A 23,532-nucleotide genomic window follows, 5' to 3' on the forward strand; every position below is an offset into this window, starting at 1 on the left:
CTTGCCAAAACCAGCGCTAGGTTATAGAGGCGAAGTTTTGCACGGTGAGACAAATTAGTGGCCCATGAGTGTTTTTACCAGAAAATCCTTACCAAGTGAGCAGTTTGACGACTAACTGACACAATTTGATAAAAAAACTGAGAACTTTCTTTACATTTATTTACAGTAATCAAGTGCAAGCACTCACTTATTTTTAATATTTCTTAATTTTTATCCTATAAAATTTTATTGAGCGATCGCACCAAAGTAGCAAAACCCCTACAGAAGCGGAATGTGTTGCTCAAGTTTCCTAGATTAGCAATAACTGTTTCTCGAAATAAATAATAGCTTCGTGATTTTTTAATTGTTGAATTTGCTTGAATGATTTATTTTTAGCAGGGCTTTAAGCAATTAATGAATTAGAAGATCCTCATTTAATTCATTAATTGCTTGGCTCTTAAAGCTCTTGATTTCTATGTTGATTAACCGGATGCAGGAAGGAAAACACTAATTTGCACAGTTTGACTAAAATTTAGTCGAACTACCACTTATTTAACTAGTTATTTAGTTTATGACAGTGCTAGGAACCTTGACGGGCTTGCTTTAGCAGCTCCATCACCTCAGTCTGCTTTTCCTCCGCTGCCCAAACAAAAGCAGTCCAATTATGGTTATCTCTGGCATCAATATCAGCACCACTGGCCAACAAAGTTTTCACAACTTCCAGATGGCCTTTAGCAGCAGCGCTCATTAACGCCGTCAAACCAAAGCTGGTTTTAGCGTTGACTTGTGCACCTTTATTGAGCAGCAATTGAACAATCAAGAGGTGCCCAGCCGCAGCCGCACCCATTAAGGCAGACCAGCCATCTCGGTCTAGAGCGTTGACTGCTGCGCCTTGGTTCAGCAGAGTGGCAACGACATCCGCATGCCCTGCTTCTGCCGCTGCGATTAAAGCTGTTGAGCCTTCCTCATCCTGAGCATTCACGTCTGCTTTTTGAGCCAGTAAGGTTTCTACTTGGGCAATGTCTCCCTGTTTAGATGCAGTGATTAGGTCTGTCATGGCTTACGCTCCCTATCTAGACATGCACAAAGAAGTACGAACGGAATGGATTAAATTGAAATTGACCTGAAGCTAAGCGATCGCATCCACAGCCGTAAGTGAATTCAATAGAGTGATCAAAGTCGCTCTAGGAAAAATTTATCCTAAGAGGAGGGACTTTGACGCAAGCTAACCAAGCACTAAAAGCAGGAGAAGCAAATTAGTGTCTGCTGTTGATATTTTGATTCTCTCCAATGGCCCCGGAGAGCTAGCCACCTGGGTAAAACCTGTCGTCAAGGCTTTGAGAGCGCAACTGGGAGACGATCGCGCCCAAGTGCGAATTTCGGTTGTTTTATCTCCTTGCCCTAATGCTAGTGGTCAAGAAGCGGCGATCGCGCAGAGCTACCCAGAAGTTGACCGAGTTCAGGCGGCTGAGCATTTCGCTGCGTTTTTGCTGTCTGGTAAAACTGTAGACGCTTGGGAATGGCGCGATCGCGGGGTAGTGTTGTTTCTGGGTGGCGACCAGTTCTTCCCCGTGGTAGTCGGTAAGCGGCTAGGGTACCGAACCGTGGTCTACGCCGAGTGGGATGCTCGTTGGCTGCGCTGGATCGATCGCTTTGGAGTTATGAAACCGGAAATTGCTGCTCAAGCTCCCCCCGCTCAAGCCCATAAATTTACCGTCGTGGGTGACTTAATGGCAGAGGCAGGCACCTTCGAGCGACCCAAGAACCATCTAACAGATGCAAGCACAGGCAAAAGCACAGAACTGATCGGCTTGTTGCCAGGGTCTAAGCCAGCCAAGCTAGCTCAAGGCGTCCCGTTAACCTTAGCGATCGCGGAGCGCATCCACGCGATTCGGCCCCAAACTCGCTTCGTCATTCCCGTGGCACCTACCCTCAGTCTGCAAACCCTAGCTCAATTTGCTGATCCTGAGGAAAATTCAATTTCACAATTATTTGGTGGTGTAGGGGCGCACTTAGTGGTGCCAGAAGCAGGTCAACAACCTTATTTGAAAACCGCAGCAGGAGTTCAAGTAGAACTGCGGACTGATTTCCCTGCCTACGACCTACTCTCCCAGTGCCAGCTTTGCCTGACTACAGTCGGCGCGAACACTGCGGAGTTGGGTTCTTTGGCCGTTCCCATGATTGTGCTAATTCCTATGCAGCAAGCGGATGCTATGCGGGCTTGGGGTGGTATCCCTGGCTTACTGGTTAACTTGCCTGGGGTTGGCAGCAGTTTCGCCAAACTGATCAATTGGTGGTTTCTTAGCAAACCTCGGCTGCTAGCTTGGCCTAACATCTGGGCGCAGGAACAAATCGTGCCGGAAAAAGTGGGAATTGTGCAGCCGCAAGAAATTGCAGACTTAGCCTTAGACTGGCTAGAGCATCCTGAGCAATTGCAACAAATCCGCGATCGCCTCCGTAGCGTCCGAGGCCAACCCGGAGCTGCCACAAAACTCAGTCAAATCGTCGCTGAGGAACTACGCTTCAACTCGGCTCCTCACTCCTAACTCCTCTCCCTTCACTCCTAACTCCTCACCTCTCTCACTTCCCCGCCGCCTGCCCATCTCGGCGGCCTAGCTCGTAAACAGCACAGCCTATACAAGTCAAAATTCCTAAACTGATAGCCCAGCTTTTACCTAGACTAATTTCCACTCCGTAGTTACACAGCGCTCCTGCCCCTAGAAACGGCACAATGCTAAAGACCGATGCGTAGAAAGCATTTTGGGCTTCCCGGGCTTTGCGAGTCCGCTCAAACTCGGCTTCTGACGTGTAGAGCGATCGCTCGGCAAAGTTAAACCAGCGATTGATTTGCTCCGTCACCCATTGGCTCACGGATGAGAATCCTAAATATAAGCCTAGGGACCACAAACTCGCCCCTGCGATCGCCGTAGTATCGAGTACTAGCGGTATGGGAAAAATATTAATCTGCATGGCTATGGCAGCAGTTTGTGAAATTTAATGGACTGTAAAAAGTTGTAACAGATATAAGAACGAAATCACACTGATTCAGCGGCTCTGTGACGAATTGACATAAACACCTGATAGATTTGCCAGCAGCCTAGGGTAATATACTCCGGAAGCGCTAGTGGCATTGATGGCCATTCGTGCTTCTGGCTACAAAATGGTTCTGAGCTAGCAACTCCTGATCTAGGATGATCTGGCAGCGATCGCTTGAGGAACTTAAACGGGTGTATCGACGTACATAATCTGAGTGCTTGAGCTACAGCAGACTCAATCCTGCCCCCCTGATTGAAACCTTAGAAATATTTCGTCATCCGTAAAGGACGCTGTATGGAGAAACGCAATTGTAAGTCCGCTGAGCAGTTGAGGAGTAAGCAGCAAGCATCCACATCGCTCCTAAAACCCAAAACTATGATTCGAATTGGACAAGCCCTACTGATTGCAGGTTTGGGTTTAGCAGGCTTCGTTGCCTCTGATTGGCCCCAAGAAACAGCTAGAGCACAAGAAGTTGCGACCAACCAAGTAGCGACAGGAAGCACTTGGCAAGGCGCTTCTTTCCCAGTTGAAAATTTTCAAGCTTATACCTCTGCCTTTGGCTATCGCCAATCTCCTAGCGGTTATAGCCAGGAATTTCACCACGGCCTAGATCTGGCTGCCCCTGAAGGTAGCTACATTCGGAGTTGGTGGAACGGTACCGTGGTGGAAGTATCTGATGACAGTGCTTGCGGTACCTCAGTAGTCGTTCAGTCGGGCGAGTGGGAGCATATTTATTGCCATATGCAAGGTCATGTAGAAACGGCTAACGGAGGTCGTTACCTAGTCGATCGCGAAGGTGGCATTCAGATGCGCGAAGGCCAGCAGCTAGCCGCCGGAACCCGCATCGGTCGAGTAGGTATGACAGGCCGTACCACTGGCCCCCATCTCCACTGGGGGATGAAGTATTCTGGGCAGTGGGTTGATCCAGCCCTAGTGTTACGAGCCATGTATGCTCAGCAAAGAGCTGGTCACTCAGTTTCTAGCCGCCCCAACTAAAGGTTCTAAATTAAGGTAGACAAAACCAAAGAGAGAACAGCCTTAAAATCTGTTCTCTCTTTATTTATGGCTCAATTTTGGGACAAAAACAGATAGTAGCCCGCTTGTGCGAACGAGATGTCCGCGCAACAAGTATTACCAGCTAGATGCTGCTGACTTCGCTAGGAGCCGCTGGCTGATGCTTGCTAGGCACTTGGGTGTATTCAGCCACAATCTGGCGGAATTGATCGCCTTCAACCGTTTCTTGATCTAGTAACGTATCCACCAGCCGATCCATCAAAGCCCGATTTTCCCTCAGCAAGGTACGGGCTCTCTCATGGCACTGGAAGACAATCGCTCGGACTTGGTGATCGATTTTAGTAGCAACTTCCTCAGAGTATTCAGTTGAACGATTCATCAGATCTCGCCCCAAGAACACTTCGCTGCTTTGGCTTTCGAGCGCAAATGGCCCTAAATCAGACATACCGTAGCGAGTCACCATTTCTCGGGCGTAGTCAGCCACGGCTCGGATATCTCCCGAAGCGCCTTTTGTCACCTCGTGATAGCCAAACACTTCCTCTTCCGCTGCACGGCCACCCAAGAAAACGGTGATGCGATCGAGCAACCAAGCGCGGCTGTACAAACCATCATCAATGGTTTCCTCGTTGGGTAGAGGTTTGGCGAATCCACCAATCCCACCAGAGCGAGGGATAATCGTCACTTTATCCAGGGGATCGGTTTTCTCTAGCAGCGTCATCAGGAGGGCGTGACCCACTTCGTGATAGGCAATCAGGCGCTTCTTCTTGCTGTCAAGTAACGGGGTGAGGGTTAAGCCAATGGTGACGCGATCGATCGCATCATCGACTTCTAGGGGTGTAACTGCGTCTTTGCGCCGTCGGGCAGTCAAGATAGCAGCTTCGTTCAATAAGTTGGCCAGATCAGCACCTGAGAAACCGGGAGTGCGTTGGGCGATCGCATCCAAAGAGATATCTGGCGCTAGCTTCTTATTGCGAGCATGAACTTCTAGAATCCCCAAGCGGCCTTTGTAGCTGGGCAGGTCCACTGTAATTTGGCGATCGAAGCGACCGGGACGCAACAGCGCAGAATCCAAGACATCAGGACGGTTGGTTGCCGCGATGATGATAATGCCATTGTTGCCTTCGAAGCCATCCATCTCGGTGAGTAACTGGTTGAGGGTTTGTTCCCGCTCATCATTCCCACCACCGATACCTGCCCCTCGTTGACGACCCACCGCATCAATCTCATCAATGAAGATAATGCAAGGCGCGCTTTCTTTCGCTTTCTTGAACAGGTCACGGACGCGAGAAGCGCCGACACCCACAAACATCTCGACGAACTCAGAGCCAGAGATGCTGAAGAAAGGTACACCCGCTTCTCCCGCGATCGCCTTAGCCAACAGAGTTTTACCCGTGCCTGGAGGGCCGACTAGCAACACCCCTTTAGGAATGCGCGCTCCAATAGCGGTAAAGCGTTCTGGCTTCTTCAGAAAAGTCACAACTTCTTGCAGTTCTTCTTTAGCTTCCTCAATCCCAGCCACGTCATCGAACATGACGCCTGTTTTGGCTTCCATTTGAAACCGAGCCCGCGACTTGCCAAAGTTCATCGCCTGACCTGGGGCGTTAGTCGATCGCCGCAGAATAATCAACAAACCCGCAATCAAGAGAAAAATCAACAGCAGATTTGCCAGCAAGCCAACGGCTGTACTGTTATCAGGAGATGGTTGAACTTCAAAATCTACATCATTGGCCCGGATGCGCTCAATCAACTCAGGATTCTGCTCCAGCAGAGGTACTTCCTGCATTGCGTCCGTCTTTTTCTCTCCTGCCAACCGAACTCTAGCAACGTTTTGGGTTGGGTCGACCTCAACCCGTGATACTTGACCTGCATCAATTTTCCGCAAGAGCTCACCATAAGTGAGGGAGTTGCGGCCTGCTTGAGCTAGCCCTGGGGTCGTTAACAACGCAGTTTGGAGTAAAAACCAACTGGCTGTAATTGCCCCAGTAACGGCAGAACTCCTCATCAAGCGATTATTTGTCAGTGCCTTGCGGAAACTTTTCATACTGGATTGCCTTTTGCCTCCCGCCTGAACCTAACTCCTCTGAGTAGCTGCAAAACTCAGCTTGACAGTAGAAGCTAGGAAATCTCTTATCTAGTTTAACTTTCCTAATCCTGGACTTCAGGACTTTGAGTAACAACTCTGTTGATTCAGGTCTTGATCTAGTTGATTCAGGTCTTGATCTAGTTGATAGCTATCTACCGCAACCATCCTCAAGAAAGTTGATCTCTAATTTTCCCTAAGGAAAACATATAAATTTGACAAAATGTAACTTTCTTAGTTAAGCTAATTGTAGTCGTAATGACTCCGTTTTTCAATAAGATATTTTCAGGTTACTTTTCGAGCCAATTCTCAGCTCACCAAATCTGTGCGTTTCATTCAGACTTGGTTTCCGGCTGAAGCTTTAGCAGTTATTTCAAGCTTGCACGGAATTTCTTTAGGAAGGCTAGACCTATGGTTAGATTTGTTGGTATTGGTGGTAGTCTACGCGCTGATGCTCATAGCTACCAAGCACTGCATGTAGCAGCAGAGCGCTTGCGATCGCTCGGTGCCGAAGTAGAAGTCATCGACCTCCGCAGCTTGAACCTGCCTTTTTGCCGTGGGGGACAAGACGAGTATTTGGACTACCCAGATGTAGCTCGGTTGCGCCAAGCCGTTAAGCAAGCAGATGGCCTGATCTTGTCCACACCGGAGTATCACGGCAGCCTCAGTGGCGTACTCAAAAATGCTTTGGACTTGCTGAGCTTTGAGCAGTTATCTGACAAAGTGACTGGATTGATTAGTGTGCTCGGCGGCCAGTCTAATAGCAACGCCCTAAATGACTTGCGCGTCATCATGCGTTGGGTCCACGCTTGGGTAATTCCAGAACAAGTTGCGATCGGACAAGCTTGGAGTGCCTTTGACCCAAACGGTCAACTACGAGACGAAAAACTATCTGAACGTTTCGACCAATTCGCTCGCAGCTTAGTCGAGAACACTTGCAAGCTGCGCGGCGTCTCTGTGGCTTCTGCTCAGGACGTGCTCGTATCTCAAGCAGGTGTTTTAACTACTGGCAGCACTAATACTGACAGCACGAATAATGGCAACAAAGAAGGTACCGCAACTAGCACCCGTTCTTAAAAGTTGCCTCATTAGCTTTGGCAAATCTTCCCAACTAAAATCACAATCACAGCAAAAAGGGGGTTAGTAACCCCCTTTCTTGTTTATCAATAGACTTTTTGGCAGCGATCGCTAGAGATCTTGCCGCACTTGTTTTCTAGTGATGGTGTCCGTGATCGTGATGATGCTCGTTGCCATGAGAGTGATCGTGATGGCCATGATGATGGTGATCATGGGTATGTTGCGCCTGAGCCTTGGCTAGACTTGGGTTTACTACCAGAGCCTGCTCTGCCAACAACGCTTCGATTTGGGGATTAGCCCAATCTGCTGCCATCTGCAAAAACTCAGGCTGGGCATTGACACATTCCATCTGCACATAGGTCACGTCAGGTCGGCGGCGACGGAGACCGTGAATGATGTGGTCTACGTCCAAAAGAGTTTCATGGTTTTCAGTCGCAAAGCCAATCGGCATAAATACTAAAGCGGTTGCCCCCAAATCCATCAAGTTTTTGGCAGCTAGTTCGGCATTAGGCTGTGTCCACTCAATCAAAGGAGTTTGATGATTTAACCACCCCGGAGAAATGAGGGGGTAACGATAAATCAACTTCTCACGAACCCGATTGTAAAGTGCTTCGCTTTCTTCAATCCCAGAGGTGAAGCCCTTGGCTTTGTGCGGGCAGCCGTGGTTCATCAAAATGATGCCCGTTTGGGAGGGGAGATGAGCTACAGCTAAATCCGCTTTGATTTTGTCCTCGACCAAATTAGCTAGCAGATCAATATATTCCGGTTCGCTGTAGAAGGAGGGAATATAGCGCTGACCCTTGACCCAATGCTCGGTGCCATCTACTAACTTGGTGAGGGCGTTATTCACTTGCTCCACAGCAATGCCGCTGGTGAAGATGGAATCGACAACGAGCAGTGGGTAAATCAGAATTTTGTCGAAGCCTTGGGTTTTAATCTCGGCTAACACCTGTTCTGGCAGAAATGGCGCACAGAAGTTAAAGGCTTTGAAAACTTGGACGCGATCGCCCCATCTAGCTTGTAAGTTTTTTTCAATCCCAGCTCGCTGCTGCTCAAAAATAGCATTGTGCGGCGAAATAAAGTTGTCGTGCTGGTGTCCCCACTCGTGCAGATCAAAAACTGCAAGTAGTTTGGCTAGGGGAGGATAAATCCAAGTGGGAACTGGGGCGAACTTAGCGGTGAGTAAGTTAAGAGCTTGCTCGTTGTAGTTCGCAAAATCTTCGTAGCTTTCGACTTCGCCATAACCCATCAACAAGACAGCAACTCGATCTTGCGGGACAGATGAAGTTGGAGTTTGCTGTTGCTGTTTTTCGGGAGTTGCAACCACTATTTGTTCCTCGACCTTGCACTTTAGTTGATCACTGACGCATTAGCAGCGGCTTAAAAGCTCTGCATCAAGCGCGTCCTAGTCTCCCTAGGCTAACATCCCCTCCGGGGGGATGGAATTAAAAAATGTTTTATAACGGCGGTCGCTCCGATGAGAGACACTACCTACGCTGTATATCTTGCAGACAATACCGCTATTGATAGCGAATCCTAGCTGTCAAATCTTCTTTCCGAAGAAATATTTTTTCTGGGCGATCGCTGACTAAACTGGTTGATCACCAATGGTTCATCACAAATAGTAATCACCTCAAGCTTAGTAGAGGCTTGTTTGGGAAGTGCAGTATTGATTTCGTCCTGCGGCCTTGGCTTGATAAAGTGCTTTATCGGCAAGGGTAACTAAGGCTGAGGGATTTGAATCAAATTGAGGTACAACTGTCGCAATGCCTAAGCTGAGCGTCACGCAATGACTGGCTTGAGAACTATTGTGGGGGAGTTGGAGCGCTTTGACTTTGTATTGAATATCCTGGGCGACTTTAATCCCGCCCCTAGATTCGGTAGAAGGTAAGATCAAAGCAAATTCTTCGCCGCCATAACGAGCTGCAAGGTCAGCAGGACGCCTGGCACAACTACTAATGGTTTTAGCAATTTGCTGTAAGCAGTCATCTCCCGCTTGATGACCATAGGTATCGTTGTAGGCTTTGAAGCAATCAATGTCACACAAAATAAGGGTGAGGGCCAACCGCTCTCTCGCCAGACGTTGCCAAGATTGATAGAGGTGCTGATCGAAGCAGCGTCGGTTCGCTAGTTGAGTTAGCCCATCTACTAAAGCCAGACGTTGTAGTACCTGATTGGCTGATTCTAGCTGGCGATGCAATTGGCTCTGTTGAATTAAGCGCTTCACCCTTTGACGCAACACGGCCCAATGGATCGGCTTGGTGACGTAGTCAGTAGCTCCGGCGGCAAAAGCTTGGGCGACTGATTCTTCATCTTCTAATCCGGTAATCATCAAAACCGGAGTACGATCGCCGCTAGGAAGAGCTTGCAGCTTAGCGCAAAAGGTAAAACCGTCCATAATCGGCATGAGTGCATCCAAGAGGACAATATCAGGATGCAGATGTTTGTAGTCTTCTAGCCCTTGCTCTCCGTTTGGGGCTTCTACGACCTGGTAGCCTTCTTGCTCCATCGCTCGACGTAACTGTAGCCGCATGAAGACATCGTCATCCACGACTAACACTAATGGAGAGTCTCGCTGCTCCAAGATCGTGCTTATATTAGACACCTTTGCCGCTCCAGTTCTAGGGCTGCTTTAACCTCGGTGAACTCCTTCTCTACTAAAGCGACCTGGGCGACCCAATTCATCGATGCCATCTCCTGACAGTTGCTTTCCAGCTCTTTACACAAGGCAGCAAGCCTGATAGCTCCTAGGGTAGCGCTACTTGATTTTAGAGTGTGAGTCAGTAAACGCAACAACGCTAGATCACCCTGGGCGCTTGCTAGCTGCATGCTTTGGATCAGCTTGGGAGTTTCTTGGAGATAGCTACTAATCAGTTCCACCAAGATGCCCCCTGCATCCTCACCTACCATCTTGCGGAAAGACTGCATGACTTGAGCATCGACAGCCGCAGAGCTATGTTCTACCTGGTCTATCTGGGGCGGGCGATCGCTGGGACTAGTCTTCAGCTCACATCTCAGCAAAGCAGTAGACAATTCCTCAACTTTGATTGGCTTGCTGATGTAGTCGTCCATTCCTACCTCTAAGCACATCTCGCGATCGCCCTGTATCGCATTGGCAGTCACTGCAATGATCCGAGGACGTTGATGAGGCAACCATTCCTGACAAATGCAACGAGTTGTCTCCAACCCATCCATCTGAGGCATTTGGATATCCATTAGGATCACATCATAAACCTGACGACGCAATGCCTCTAGCACCTCCAAACCATTTGCAGCGATGTCGGCTGTGTAGCCTAAGCGCTTCAGCAGCAGCAAGGCCACCTTCTGATTCACGGTGTGGTCCTCCGCGAGCAAAATCCGCAATTGAGGTAATTCTGGTGAGATATCCGAAGTAGCTAGATTCATAGAAGCAACGGTTTGAGGCAGCACTGGTTCGCTTAGAAGTTTGGTGACTACTTCATACAGCTGGGCTTGTTTGATTGGTTTGGACAGCAACGCGGTCGAAGGTGCAGCATTTACTTCCGGGCTAGCTATGGACCATCCCATTGGTGCGAGGAAGGCGATCGGCAACTGCCGACATCCGGGCTGCTGCCGAATTGCCTTAAACAAGGCTAAATTCTGCATCTCTGGCAACTGAACATCTAGTAGCACCAGATCAAACTGCTCACCTTGATGTAGCCGTGTGAGAGCTGCGTCCCCTGATGCCGCAGTTCGTACTGTCATCCCCCAAGCTTGGGCTTGCCCCACGACCAAAGCGCAGTTAACTGCGTGATCATCCACAATTAACAGCCGTTTCCCAGCGAATCGGCTCGCTAAGGGAGCTGTAGAATCAGGCTCATTCAGCGCTGGCGTGAAAGCAACGACTTGAGCCAGGATGGTGAAGTAAAAGGTAGAACCTGACCCAGCCTTAGATGCGTGAACAGACAGCCAAGCGGGAGAGGGATTACCTGCTACCTGGCCCTGGCTCTCCACCCACATGCACCCCCCCATCATTTGGCTGAGGCGATCACTAATGGCTAGACCTAAACCAGTGCCACCATATTGGCGGGTAGTGGAGGAATCAATTTGACTAAAAGCCTGAAACAAACGGTGCATCCGCTGAGCTGGAATGCCGATGCCTGTATCCTTGACCGAGAATGGCACTTCGTAAAATGAGTTGGAGGAGAGTTCAGGCAATAAATTTCTGATCTCTCTTCTTGCCTCTAAGCGATCGCCAAAGATCAGAAATTTATTGCCTGCCTGCCTTTGCATCTTTCGAGCCGTGACTAATAACTCGATCGTCCCCGCTTGAGTAAACTTGATGGCATTACTCAACAGATTCACCAAAATCTGACGCACGCGAGTCACATCTCCCATGATTTGGCTTGGTGTTTCTGGCTGAATCAGATAAGTCAACTCCAAGCCCTTCTCCACAGCCTGAGATACCAAAAGATCCAACGATTCCTCTACGCAAGCTTGCAACTCAAACGGGTGTTGCTCTAGTTCCAGCTTGCCTGACTCAATCTTAGAAAAGTCTAAGATGTCGTTGATCAGCGTGAGCAACGTTTCACTACTGCTACAAATCGTGGTCGCAAAGTCCCGCTGCTGAGAATTTAGCGGTGTGGCCAACAACAACTCAGTCATGCCAATCACAGCATTCATGGGCGTGCGAATTTCGTGGCTCATGGTGGCCAAGAACTCACTCTTAGCTTGGTTGGCAGCTTCGGCAGCCCGCCGCGCTTGTTCTAGAGCCAAGTTTTGTTGAGTTAGCCGTTCTCGTTGCAGAGTTTCTTGCTCTAGTAAGGCAGCTTGAGCTAAGGCAATCCCAACTTGGGTAGCTACGGCTTCTAGGAGTTCAATCTCATCGGGTGCCCACTGGCGAAACTGATCACATTGATGGAGCGCAATGGTGCCGTTAGGGGCTCCTTGATAAGAAGTGCGAATAGCTAAAATTGATTGGAGATTGACCTGAGCACAGTTAGCAACAGCCGATTGAAAGAGATGGCTGGCATAAACATTCGGTACAGCGATCGCTTGGTCTTGAGCCAGCAGCTTTTCCGCATAAGCTTGGCTGACCAGAGGCACTTTGACGACTTGGGTCGAGGCATAGCCTGGTTCTAAATATTCAGCAACACAAGGCAGTTGGGGAGTTGCTCCTGCTATGTAAGCGCGAATGACACAGCGATTTGCCCCGAAAGCTTGACCTACCTGAGTGGCTGTGGTCCGAAAAATATCTTGTGAGTTTAAGCTTTGGCGGATTTCTTGAGTAATTTGTTTGAGCAGGTCAGCTCGATAGATTTGCTGTTGCAATGCTGATTCTGCTTGCTGGCGTTGAGTAATGTCTCTGTAGTTAATAACCGTACCGACCGTTTCACCAGCAATCTTTTGCGGCTGTGCATAACGCTCAAAGCTTCTGCCATCGTTTAGCTCAATCACATGGCAGCTAGCTGTATCTGGATGCTCGTAAGAGTTGTACACCTGGGCCAGAAAGATGGTTGGATCTTTAACGCGAGTCTGAGCGTAGGCGACAAACTGGCGATCGCTCCGGGCAGACAGAATGGGGTCAGGAGCGTGCCACATTTCGGCAAACTTGCCATTCCAAATCACCATATTCTCGTCTCGGTCTACGACCAAAATGCCATCTGCGGTAGATTCCAAGGTGGCTTGCAGCAGAGAGAGCGATCGCGCTAGTTCTTGCTCGGCTTGCTTTTGCTCGGTAATGTCGTGTAAAACGACCACAGCCCCCAGCTTTTTGCCCTGAGGATCGGCGATCGCCTGTCCACTCGCTAACACGGTGCGGCGTTGTCCCCCTGGAGGCACAATCACCATTTCTACATTGCGGACTTTTTCGTTTTGCAAAGCTCGGAAGAGGGGGATTTCCTCGATCGGCATCAAAGTTTTTCCGTCAGGGCGATGTAACCCGTAGTAAGCAGCCCAGTCCTCTAGCGGCATTAGCTGCACGTCTGAAGCATGAAAGCTCTGTACTGCCCGGTTAAACAGGGTCAAGCTTCCCGCCGCATCACAAGCCACAATGCCCGACTCCACGTTGTCCAGCAGAATCTTGAGAAACATTTGCTCTTTTTGCAGAGCGGCTTCTACTTGCTTGCGCTCAACAATTTCATTGAGCAGTTCTGTATTGGCTTGAGCTAGTTCAGCAGTCCGTGCGGCTACTCGCTGCTCCAACTCGTCGTGGGCCTGTTGCAAAGCAGCTTCTGCTTGGCTGCGATCGTTTTCAGCCTGCACACGTTCGTCGATATCTGTACAAGTGCCAATCCATTCTCGGACCGTGCCATCTCTCTTTAGGACCGGAACTCCCCGCAGGGCAAAGTGACGGTAGCAACCCTCTCTGTCGCGGACCCGATATTCAGCGGCATAAGGTGAGTTAGTCCGAACTGCCTCTAGCCAAATTCGTTTGATCCGCGCCTGGTCCTCAGGATGTACGACTTCCAGCCATCCTAATCCTTTGAATTCTGTCTCATTTTGTCCGGTAAGAGCCCGCCACAGAGGAGAATCTGCCGTCGCTTGGCCAGTAGCGTCTGTGGTCCACACGACCTGAGCCGTGGCAACTACCAAGGAACGATAGCGCTCCTCACTGCGCCTCAGGTCCGCTTCCGCTCGGTGTCGCTCCTGAATTTCGCGCTGCAATTGCATGTTTGCCTGCAAGAAGGACGCTGTACGCTGTTGTACCCGCTGCTCTAGAACGTCATGCGCTTCTTGCAAAGCAGCCTCTGCTCGTTGGCGTTCCTGAATCTCTTGCTGCGCTAGTTGTTGCGCTTGCCTATAATTTTGAATTTGGGAATTGAGGTCTGTGACATCTTGAATTGAGAGCAGGGCATAAAAGCCATTGCCGTCAGCCGCAGGAATCGCCGTCACAACAGTATGCTGCACCCGACATTGGCCACTGGGTAAGCAAGATGGAATCAAAGATTGATGAAGCTGGGCCGAAAAGACGGTAGGAGTGCCATTCTCAAAAACTTGTTGCAAACGGCTCACATACTGCGATGCCTGTAAGTGAGGAAACACCTCAGTCAGGTTTTGACCTCGTAACTGATTTCTAGATAATTTGGTCCAGTTTTCTAAGCAGCTGTTCCAGAAGAGTACGGTGAAGTCTTGCTGCAACACACAGACCCCCATCGGAATCTGGTCTAGTAAACCAAACTTTTCTGCAATCAGTTGGGCTTCGTTCATGCTGATTCTTCCAAGCCTAGATTTAGAGCTGTGAGCAGTGTGTCGAGAGCGCCCAACTTGAAAATTAAGATGATGTCTCCGGCAATTAGGAGTTGTTCGATAGTGAAACGAGCTTTGGCAATGAGAACCGTAGCGCTGGCAATCTCGAAGTCGTGGGAAGTTAAGAGATTGCCAACGGTATCTTCTAAATAAATGGGTAGCGAGTAGTTGAGATGTTGCTGGAGGACATTGCTAATCGACCCCATCACTCCATTGATCACAATATTGCCAACTTCGCTTAGAGTGCCAATCTTGACGGCATCCAAGTCGTATAAGTCAAATTCTTCGCGAGTCAAAACTGCAACTAGTTTGGAGGCACTATCGGTCGGAAACACGAGTTGAGCCACGCCTGCAAAGGAACCATTGAAGCCCAACCGTACCGCTGAGATCGGTGCTACGCCTAGCTGTTGTTCCAAATCTCGTTGGACTTCGGCAGATGAGATTAACTTTGTATAGGGGATTTGTAAATGGACATGAGAGCCAACCATTTCATTCAGAATGCTAGCGGCGCGTCCGACACCAATATTGACTAGCTCTTGCAAAGCGTCTAGCTCATAGACCGTTGGCATCATGGAGTGATTCCTCCTACCTTGGCGGCGATCGCTTGGTCAATGGTGGCGGCTAACTCTTGGGGGTTGGGGGGCTTGCCTAGGACGGCGATCGCTCCTAAATCTAAGCATTGCTGCCGAGAACTCGACTGAATATCCGCAGTCAGGACAATCGCAGGCATCCGGCTTTCCTGGTCTCGCAGCTTTTGCAGCACTTCACGACCATCTAGATCAGGCATCAACAGATCTAGCAAAATACAGTCAGGAGCATGAGTGAGAGCTTTCTCCAGTCCTTCTCGACCACAGCTAGCTTCTACTGTGGTGTGACCTGCGGCCTGCAAAGTCTTACTAATGAGTCTGCGGGTAAACCACGCATCTTCGACGATAAGAATCAAAGCCATTTCTTTGCCCTAGTGGTTAGTTAGCAGATTGGTGCTCTGGCCCAGCTTTGACTGCGCTGGCTGGATCTATGCCTGATCTACATTTGCCTCTAATATTCCCCTGAGAGTCATTAGGTAATCAGAGGCTAATGGCAAGGCGCTTAGAGCCGGGAATTAGCGGGCGATCGCACAGCTTGAGGTGGCACTCAAAATGCGCTGAAACAACCTTGAAATGGCAGAGTTAGCTGTTAGTAAATCTAAATTTATGAGCATTCTTATTTGTCCTGGTGTACACAACTTAGAGCTAACTCAAAGTTTTCTCCAGGGGTTGCCATTGCGTTCTACACCAAACTTATTGGCCGCTGATTACACAAATCAATCGGAAAATTTATTCATTTTTCCGGCACAATGTTATCCAGCCTATTCTGCATTTCATATCGTGCAGTTTCTCCAAGAAACATTTCGTCAGCATCAGCTAAGCTCTGCTCAAACGGGCTTGGTGTTTCTGAGTTTTAGTGCAGGTGTGGCAGGAGCTGTGGGTGCAGCTTGGGCTTGGCAACAGTTAGGTGGTCAAGTAAAAGCCTTGATCGCATTGGATGGTTGGGGTGTACCCTTATACGGAGACTTCCCAATTCACCGAGTCAGTCACGATTACTTTACTCATTGGAGTTCTGCTTTGTGGGGTGCTGGAGCAGACAGTTTTTATGCCGAGCCAGCCATTGATCATTTAGAGCTTTGGCGATCGCCGCAAACCGCTCAGGGATGGTGGGTGCCTGTAGAAAATGCAACTCAGCAATCACCAACTGCAACTACCGCAGCCATTTTTCTAACTGTCCTACTACAGAGCTATGGAGAATCAGGTCTCTTTGTAAGCTAAACATAACCAGCTAAAAACCTTGCTCCTGAAAAACCCCCGCTAAGTTAGGCTCTCAGTCATTAGCTTGCGAATTCTTTTTCTTTGTTTTTTCCTCTAGCACTCGCCCAATAGCCTCAAGCGAAAAAGTTGCTCAGCAACTGGTCACTTAGAGCTAGCAAAGCGCACACTAGGGGAGGTAGAATCCCTGGACTTTACAACTTCGCTTTATGCTTCCAGTCAGCCCGCCCCCTCCTGAGAGTGGATTTCGCAGCTTGATCAAAAATCGAGCATTTTTGGCGTTGTGGATGGGGCAATTACTCTCGCAAGTCGCGGATAAAGTTTTTTTCGTGCTGCTGATTACCTTGCTGGTAGATTACAAACCCCTACCAGGGCTAGAAAACTCGATGCGATCAGTGCTGATGGTCGCCTTCACGTTGCCTGCCATTCTGTTTGGTTCTGCGGCTGGCATCTTTGTCGATCGCTTTCCTAAAAAGCACATTCTCACTATCTGCAATGTCAGCCGTGGCCTGCTCACCTTGCTTATCCCAATCTTGCCCAAGGCGTTTCTGATTCTCCTGATCATCACCTTCGCTGAATCAGTGCTGACTCAGTTTTTTGCGCCCGCAGAACAGGCAGCCATTCCGCTCTTGGTGGAAAAAGAAGGGTTAATGACCGCCAATGCGTTGTTTACAACGACGATGCTGGGGTCATTAATTATTGGATTTGCCGTGGGTGAACCGTTGTTGAGCTTGGCGAAAGTTGGGGGTGACTTCGGCCAGGAGATTTTGGTGGGGGGGCTTTATCTGATTGCGGGAGCCGTCTTGTGGCTCATCCCAATTCGAGAAAAGCATGTCAGCGATCACTTGGTAGCGGTTCATCCTTGGCATGACTTCAAAGCAGGGCTGCGTTACCTCAGGAAAGAGCGACTGGTGAGTAATGCTTTGCTCCAACTCACTATTTTGTATTCTGTCTTTGCTGCCCTAACGGTTCTCGCCATTAACTTGGTAGAAGATATTGGCCTCAAACCCAATCAATTTGGCTTTCTGCTAGCCGCAGCAGGGATTGGTATGGTTTTTGGGGCAGGAGTGCTAGGTCATTGGGGCGATCGCTTCCATCACAAACCCCTACCCCTGATTGGGTTCTTATGCATGGCTTTTGCCCTGAGTATGTTTACCTTTACCACGAACCTATGGATCGGTTTGAGTTTAAGTGCCTTCTTGGGCGTGGGTGCTTCGATGATTGGCGTGCCCATGCAAACTCTAATCCATCAACAAACGCCAGAGTCCATGCGGGGCAAAGTATTTGGCTTTCAAAATAATGTCGTTAACATCGCGCTGAGCCTACCACTCGCGATCGCGGGGCCGCTCACCGATGCAATTGGTTTACGAGCGGTGCTCCTAGGTATGAGCATTTTAGTTAGTATGGGAGGAATTTGGGCTTGGCAAAACACCCGCCGAGTTCTGCAAGATGTGATCTAATCGCATCGGACTAGGACTGTCATCAGTTCCTGACAGCAGCTACACCTCTACCCTTTATCAGGTGTAGGTTTGATCTATTTCAGCCAATCTAGAAACTGTTGAGACTTATCTATCGACAGGGATCAGGATTGGGATCTAAACTGAAGTCTTAGTCTTGAATGCATCATTAGATACAAAAGTCATCCACCTTAACCTATAGCGGTCGAGAGGTCTTCCTGTGCAGTTGCAGAGTGTAGCGGTCAAGCGTGCGTCTGGTGCTTTCGCATTAATTGATAGTTTGAAACGTCACGGCGTTAAACACATTTTTGGTTATCCCGGTGGCGCGATTCTGCCAATTTATGATGAGCTGTACCGCGCTGAGGCGGCTGGCGGCATTCACCACATTCTGGTCAGGCATGAACAGGGAGCGGCTCATGCGGCTGACGGTTATGCGCGGGCTACGGGTGAAGTTGGCGTTTGCTTCGCCACATCTGGTCCCGGTGCCACCAATCTAGTGACTGGTATTGCCACGGCTCACATGGATTCCATTCCCTTAGTGGTGGTGACTGGGCAAGTCGCACGAGCTGCGATCGGCAGTGATGCTTTCCAAGAAACCGATATTTGGGGCATTACGCTACCCATCGTCAAGCACTCTTATGTGGTGCGCGATCCTAGAGACATGGCTCGGATCACGGCTGAAGCGTTTTACATTGCCAGTTCTGGTCGTCCTGGTCCTGTCTTGATTGACGTGCCTAAGGATGTAGCCTTAGAAGAATTTGACTATGTACCCGTTGACCCTAGCAGCGTTAAGCTAGCGGGTTATCGACCCACAGTTAGAGGCAACCCGCGCCAGGTTGTACAAGCACTCAAGCTAATTCGAGAATCTCGGCAACCCCTGCTTTACATCGGAGGCGGCGCGATCGCGGCTGGAGCGCATAGAGAAGTTCGTGAGCTAGCAGAGCGCTTCCAAATTCCCGTCACCACAACCTTAATGGGCAAAGGCTCATTTGAAGAGACTCACCCCTTGGCTCTTGGCATGTTGGGTATGCATGGGACAGCCTACGCCAACTTTGCTGTCACCGAGTGTGATCTGCTGATTGCAGTTGGGGCTAGATTTGATGACCGCGTGACTGGCAAACTAGACGAATTTGCCTCCCGCGCTAAAGTCATTCACATTGACATCGATCCTGCTGAAGTCGGCAAGAACCGAGCACCTCAAGTTCCCATTGTGGGTGATGTCCGACAAGTGTTAACGGACTTATTACAACGCAGCACCGAAGACGGAGATAGTCGCTACTCCACTCAAACCCAGGCTTGGCTAGAGCGGATTAACCGCTGGCGAGAAGATTATCCACTCGTAGTGCCTCAGTATCCGGGCAGCTTAGCTCCACAGGAAGTCATTGTAGAACTAAGCCGTCAAGCGCCTGCCGCTTACTACACTACCGATGTAGGCCAACACCAAATGTGGTCAGCCCAGTTTCTCAAGAATGGCCCTCGTCGTTGGATTTCCAGCGCTGGCCTAGGAACGATGGGCTTTGGCTTGCCTGCGGCAATGGGAGCTAAAGTTGCTTTACCGGATGAACAGGTGATTTGTATCAGCGGTGACGCTAGCTTCCAAATGAATCTCCAAGAGCTAGCCACCTTGGCTCAATACGGCATCAACGTCAAAACTGTCATCCTCAACAATGGTTGGCAGGGCATGGTGCGGCAATGGCAGGAAGCTTTCTACGGCGAACGCTACTCTTCCTCCAACATGGAAGTTGGCATGCCTGATTTTGTGAAGCTAGCAGATGCCTTTGGGATTAAAGGAATGGTGATCCATTCTCGCGAGGAGTTGCAAGATGCGATCGCCGAAATGCTAGCCCATAACGGTCCCGTACTCGTAGAAGCTCGGGTGAAGCGAGATGAGAACTGCTACCCAATGGTGGCTCCTGGCAAGAGCAATGCCCAGATGATTGGTTTGCCAGAGCGCGACAAGCTAGGAAAGGCAGCAGAGCTGATTTACTGTAATAGCTGCGGTGCGAAAAACATCTCTACCAACAACTTCTGCCCAGAGTGTGGCACCAAGCTGTAACTCAGCAGAACAATTAGAACTGATAAGGGGCAGGCACAATACCTGCCCTTTTTTGTGCCTGCCCCTTCATATTCAATGGTTAATTCGCGATCAGCTCATCTTCAAAAGCTGCCGTTTGAGGATAAAAATATCGATCGCGTTGACTCCTTCAGGAATGCAGAGCCAAACATAAGCATCGGCTGACGCAGAGGGACGCAATTGAAATAGTGAAATACCCTGATGTCGCTCTCCGAACGTGCATCTGCACATTCACGACATCTCGATTGCCTGTTTCTGGCTCTTTAATGCGCTTAACTGTCAACAACTCTACCTTGGCCTTGGTATCTAAGGCAGGTTGGACAAATTGTCCTGGCTGAATTTGAGGATTGGGACTAGATGTGGGAGATGCGACTAAATTAGCAGGAGCGGCAGTTCCAAGATTGAGGGTTGTAGATGCTGCATTTCCTGGCCCAGGCACCGAATTACTTGATAGAGCGCCTTGATTCGTAGACTGATTTGCATCGGAACTATTTGAGAGGTTGGCTGTACTCGCTTGAGTACACAACCTATTACTGCTCCGCCCTTCTACTGCGGGTCATCTACCAAAGGCGTTATTTCGCAACCTTGACTGCTTGAAACAATGCAGTTTCCGGTACGCGGATATTTAAGGTCTTAACTGCTTCTGGTACGCGCAGCCAAACATAAGCATCCACCGATGCGCCTTTGCGAATCCCCTCTAAAGAAATTGGACCCGTTGATTTTCTGATGGCATCCACAGGTTCATAGGTGGCGATATCACTACCTGAATCTTGGGCAGTAGCACCTCCTACATTGATGAAGTCGTAGGCGCTGACGTTCTCAGCAAGACGACGAATCCGTAATTTGACATTGACGACATCAGACTTGCCAGTGTCTGGATCTTGAATGCGTTCCGCTGATAGCAAAGTCACTTCTGCTTTATTGTCGAGTCCTGGCTGAACCAATTTGCCTGCCTCTGTTGGCACAGCACTGGGTGAACTAGTAGTTGCAGTTGGTGACTTATCCTTTGCAGCTTCAGGCTTTGTCTGAGTCTGGGTGGTATCGGCAGGCTTAGCTGCTTGCTGAAGTTGCCACACTTGATAGGCAGCAAAGCCGCTCAATGCTAATGCTAGTAAAGAGAAAAGGAGCGCCAACCTGGATGACGAACTGCCGGTGGAGCTTTGCCGCTGAGCATCTGAGCGCACAAGGGGTTTTTCACTTTCTCGGCCACGGGTTTTCATAAGTAGCATTACTGAGATAGCCTTGTATTACAATGAGATTTGCGTGTACTGAGTTCGGATCAAGATGAGGCTATTGTAAGGGAAAGCTATTCATTCCGTGATCTCCTCTTGCGGTCCCTCCGAATCTTGTCAATCCTTTTATACTCTCTTCATCTCCACTTAAAACTTACTGCCCCTAGGCAAGCGGCAACATGTCTATCACTCTCCGCAAGTCGATCGTCTCATTGCTATGTCTCTTTGCAATAGGAACAGCGGGGATGGGAGCACAACCAAAAGCTGGATTAGCAACTCCAGGTAATGCTACGCCTGGGCCCATTTGTCCTACTCAATTAGACTCTGCGATCGCCCAAATCCTCCAAAGCGTTTCCTCTATATCCAGTCCAAAGCCGCTGCAAGCAGTAGGACGAGCCTCCTCTACCAATCGTTCCGCCTTTGCTCGCGCCCGCTGGGGCATCCTGATTCAAACCTTGGCCTCGACGAACGCTCCAAGGGAAACTTTGTATACTCAGGACAGCGATCGCTACTTTTTGCCTGCTTCTAACGCCAAGTTGTTGACCACTGCGGTCGCTCTGCATCAATTAACGCCACAGTTCCGCATTCGCACCTCGGTATACCAGGTTAAGAGCCAAGGGAAGGTAAATCTACGCATTGTTGGGCGAGGCGATCCTAGTTTGACAGACCGGGAACTCGGCCTTTTGGTGCAGCAATTACGTCGTCAAGGCATTCAATCAGTTGATCAGTTGCTCGGGGACGAATCCTACTTTCGTGGTCCCGTGCCTAACTCGCAATGGGAATGGGGTGACATCCAAGCGGGGTACGGCGCACCCATCAACGGCTTAATCCTGAATCAAAACGCAGTCGGGCTCCAGCTATGGCCGCAAGCAGTGGGTCAGCCGTTGCGAGTGCAGTGGAATGATCCAGCAGAGGCGAGACGTTGGCGCATCAACAACCAATCAGTAACCGTCGGAGACACAGGAGATGAGTTTGTAGAAGTAGGGCGGGATTTGAGCCAGCCGTTGCTACAAGTACAAGGACAACTGCGGATAGGTGGACCACCAGAACCTGTAGCAGTAGCGATCGCTGAACCCAGCCAGAATTTTTTGCGCCGATTCCAGCGAGCTTTAGCAGCTCAACAAATTCGCGTTGGCCAAACATTAGTTACCCACACACCCACTACTAGAGCAGAGACAGAAATTGCCGCGATCGCCTCTCCCCCGTTATCAACCCTGCTGATCGAAACTAATCGAGAGAGCAACAATCTCTATGCCGAGGCTATTTTGCGGACTTTAGGAGCCAATACTGGAGCTACCCTGAAACAAGTTGCGGATCTATCTACTGCTGAGCAAGGTTTAGCAGTCGTCCAGCAAACTCTAACCAAACTTGGAGTGGAACCGGATAGCTATGTTTTGGCGGATGGCTCAGGATTGTCTCGCCATAACTTAGTTAGTCCTGCTGCTTTAGTGCAAACCTTACAAGCGATCGCCCAGTTACCAGAAGCTGAGATTTATCGCGCCTCACTCCCAGTTGCAGGCGTGAGTGGCACCTTACAAAGCCGCTTTCGAGACACCCCAGCCCAAGGACGACTACAAGCGAAAACGGGCACACTGTCGGGCATTGCCGCTTTGTCAGGCTACCTCAATCCGCCTCAGTATCAGCCACTTGTGTTTAGCATCATTGTCAACCACTCGAATCAACCCGCCTCAACCCTACGACAAACCATTGATGAGATTGTGCTCACCCTGACTCGGTTGCGTTCCTGTAGTCGTAACTCCAGTTTCCAGAGTCAGCGTTAGAATTGCCGTCGAGTAAAAATCAAAATCGCGATCGCTAGCAGCAACACTGTGTAAACCAGCCCGTATCCTGCATTCAGCAACAATTCTCTGGGAGCAGCCAAGACTCCATAAACTGCTTCGTTCTTGAGGTCGAGCCGAGCTAGATCAGGTAGAAATAAGTAGATGCCTTTGGTGAGACGGCGCAAATCGGGACTAGAAGCTAAGTTGCCTAGCGTCACCAAATCGCGGCTGAAATGTCCTACTAAGTAAACGGCAAAGGTGAGTAAAGTGGCTAACAGCGAACTGGTAAACACCCCAAACAAAATTGCCGCTGCCGTGATTAGAGACAACTCTAGAAACAAATAAAGCACCGCCACCAAGATGCTGACCAGCGGATACTGAATCTGCGCCCAAGTTAGCACCCCCAGATAAATTGCAGTCATGAGCGACAGGAGTACAGCCAAAACTGCGGACAAACCTAAGTGTTTGCCAATGATGAATTCAGCGCGACTCATCGGCTTGGCAATTAGCACCAAGACAGTGCGTTTTTCAATTTCTTTGTTAACCAAGCCAGTGCCCACAAATACGGCAATGATCAAACTCAGGGCTGTAATCCCCGCCAACCCGACATCTAGCAAGATTTTGTTTTCTGTGCCTGCCGAAACTTCTGGCAGCAATCGCAGCGCCATAATCAGCAGCAAGGCAAAGAAGCCGATCAAATATAGGATGCGATCGCGGATGACTTCCCAAAAGACATTGGTGGCGATCGTAAAGATTCTGCCGAGATTCACCTTCTCACTCCTTCAGCAATTCCT

Annotated in this window: 18 protein-coding genes; 7 read left to right on the forward strand and 11 right to left on the reverse strand. The window is 49.5% G+C overall.

The features are described from left to right. Window positions 1-559: 559 nt before the first annotated feature. Window positions 560-1,036 (reverse strand): ankyrin repeat domain-containing protein, encoded by a 477-nt coding sequence (locus tag H6F68_RS13410; RefSeq protein ID WP_190559713.1) that lies wholly within the window; start codon window positions 1,034-1,036, stop codon window positions 560-562. 202 nt (window positions 1,037-1,238) lie between these two features. Between H6F68_RS13410 and H6F68_RS13415 the strand changes: the two genes are divergently transcribed. Next, a complete protein-coding gene (locus tag H6F68_RS13415) occupies window positions 1,239-2,525 on the forward strand; it encodes a lipid-A-disaccharide synthase (protein WP_190559715.1) in 1,287 nt (428 codons plus the stop codon). Window positions 2,526-2,559: 34 nt separating this feature from the next. Here H6F68_RS13415 and H6F68_RS13420 read toward each other — a convergent pair whose 3' ends face one another. Further along, window positions 2,560-2,949, reverse strand: coding sequence for a hypothetical protein (locus tag H6F68_RS13420; protein WP_190555120.1), 390 nt, complete (start codon window positions 2,947-2,949; stop codon window positions 2,560-2,562). 441 nt (window positions 2,950-3,390) lie between these two features. On the opposite strand from H6F68_RS13420, the gene H6F68_RS13425 reads away from it, so the two are divergent. Then, complete coding sequence (locus H6F68_RS13425) at window positions 3,391-4,011, forward strand: M23 family metallopeptidase (RefSeq protein WP_190559717.1); 621 nt, start codon at window positions 3,391-3,393, stop codon at window positions 4,009-4,011. A gap of 142 nt (window positions 4,012-4,153) precedes the next feature. Here H6F68_RS13425 and ftsH read toward each other — a convergent pair whose 3' ends face one another. Next, window positions 4,154-6,070, reverse strand: coding sequence for an ATP-dependent zinc metalloprotease FtsH (gene ftsH, locus H6F68_RS13430; RefSeq protein ID WP_190555122.1), 1,917 nt, complete (start codon window positions 6,068-6,070; stop codon window positions 4,154-4,156). Between the two features lie 450 nt (window positions 6,071-6,520). Here ftsH and H6F68_RS13435 point away from each other — a divergent pair, with 450 nt between their 5' ends. Next, a complete protein-coding gene (locus H6F68_RS13435) occupies window positions 6,521-7,186 on the forward strand; it encodes an NADPH-dependent FMN reductase (protein WP_190559719.1) in 666 nt (221 codons plus the stop codon). A gap of 136 nt (window positions 7,187-7,322) precedes the next feature. On the opposite strand, the gene H6F68_RS13440 is transcribed toward H6F68_RS13435, so the two are convergent. The 5 genes from H6F68_RS13440 to H6F68_RS13460 all read right to left on the reverse strand — a co-directional run bounded on the left by H6F68_RS13440 (window position 7,323) and on the right by H6F68_RS13460 (window position 15,341). Beyond that, complete coding sequence (locus tag H6F68_RS13440; protein WP_190559721.1) at window positions 7,323-8,513, reverse strand: ferrochelatase; 1,191 nt, start codon at window positions 8,511-8,513, stop codon at window positions 7,323-7,325. A 312-nt stretch (window positions 8,514-8,825) separates the two neighbouring features. Continuing rightward, entirely contained in the window at window positions 8,826-9,791 is a 966-nt protein-coding gene (locus H6F68_RS13445) for a PleD family two-component system response regulator (protein ID WP_313930115.1), read from the reverse strand. Next, on the reverse strand, window positions 9,779-14,353 hold the full coding sequence (locus H6F68_RS13450) for a PAS domain S-box protein (protein WP_190559723.1): 4,575 nt from the start codon (window positions 14,351-14,353) through the stop codon (window positions 9,779-9,781). The genes H6F68_RS13445 and H6F68_RS13450 overlap by 13 nt, the downstream gene beginning before the upstream one ends. Further along, window positions 14,350-14,964 (reverse strand): chemotaxis protein CheC, encoded by a 615-nt coding sequence (locus H6F68_RS13455; RefSeq protein WP_190559726.1) that lies wholly within the window; start codon window positions 14,962-14,964, stop codon window positions 14,350-14,352. The genes H6F68_RS13450 and H6F68_RS13455 overlap by 4 nt, the downstream gene beginning before the upstream one ends. Then, window positions 14,961-15,341, reverse strand: coding sequence for a response regulator transcription factor (locus H6F68_RS13460; RefSeq protein ID WP_190559728.1), 381 nt, complete (start codon window positions 15,339-15,341; stop codon window positions 14,961-14,963). The genes H6F68_RS13455 and H6F68_RS13460 overlap by 4 nt, the downstream gene beginning before the upstream one ends. Window positions 15,342-15,585: 244 nt before the next feature. Here H6F68_RS13460 and H6F68_RS13465 point away from each other — a divergent pair, with 244 nt between their 5' ends. The 3 genes from H6F68_RS13465 (at window position 15,586) to ilvB (ending at window position 19,707) form a co-directional block, all read left to right on the forward strand. Beyond that, on the forward strand, window positions 15,586-16,197 hold the full coding sequence (locus H6F68_RS13465; RefSeq protein ID WP_190559730.1) for a hypothetical protein: 612 nt from the start codon (window positions 15,586-15,588) through the stop codon (window positions 16,195-16,197). A 206-nt stretch (window positions 16,198-16,403) separates the two neighbouring features. Next, window positions 16,404-17,654, forward strand: coding sequence for an MFS transporter (locus H6F68_RS13470; protein WP_190559732.1), 1,251 nt, complete (start codon window positions 16,404-16,406; stop codon window positions 17,652-17,654). Window positions 17,655-17,871: 217 nt separating this feature from the next. Then, window positions 17,872-19,707 (forward strand): biosynthetic-type acetolactate synthase large subunit, encoded by a 1,836-nt coding sequence (gene ilvB, locus H6F68_RS13475; RefSeq protein ID WP_190559734.1) that lies wholly within the window; start codon window positions 17,872-17,874, stop codon window positions 19,705-19,707. Window positions 19,708-19,855: 148 nt separating this feature from the next. On the opposite strand, the gene H6F68_RS13480 is transcribed toward ilvB, so the two are convergent. Next, a complete protein-coding gene (locus H6F68_RS13480; protein ID WP_190559736.1) occupies window positions 19,856-20,164 on the reverse strand; it encodes a hypothetical protein in 309 nt (102 codons plus the stop codon). A 133-nt stretch (window positions 20,165-20,297) separates the two neighbouring features. Next, entirely contained in the window at window positions 20,298-20,945 is a 648-nt protein-coding gene (locus H6F68_RS13485; RefSeq protein WP_199300072.1) for a hypothetical protein, read from the reverse strand. Window positions 20,946-21,136: 191 nt separating this feature from the next. Between H6F68_RS13485 and dacB the strand changes: the two genes are divergently transcribed. Then, window positions 21,137-22,738: a D-alanyl-D-alanine carboxypeptidase/D-alanyl-D-alanine-endopeptidase gene (dacB, locus tag H6F68_RS13490; RefSeq protein ID WP_199300073.1), complete on the forward strand. Its 1,602-nt coding sequence runs from the start codon at window positions 21,137-21,139 to the stop codon at window positions 22,736-22,738. Here the strand turns inward: dacB and H6F68_RS13495 are convergent. Beyond that, window positions 22,735-23,508, reverse strand: a complete 774-nt coding sequence (locus tag H6F68_RS13495; protein WP_190559738.1) for an ABC transporter permease subunit — start codon at window positions 23,506-23,508, stop codon at window positions 22,735-22,737. The two genes, dacB and H6F68_RS13495, sit on opposite strands and share 4 nt — an antisense overlap. Between the last annotated feature and the right edge of the window lie 24 nt (window positions 23,509-23,532).

The sequence above is a fragment of the Trichocoleus sp. FACHB-262 genome (assembly GCF_014696035.1).
Taxonomy (GTDB): Bacteria; Cyanobacteriota; Cyanobacteriia; order FACHB-46; family FACHB-46; genus Trichocoleus.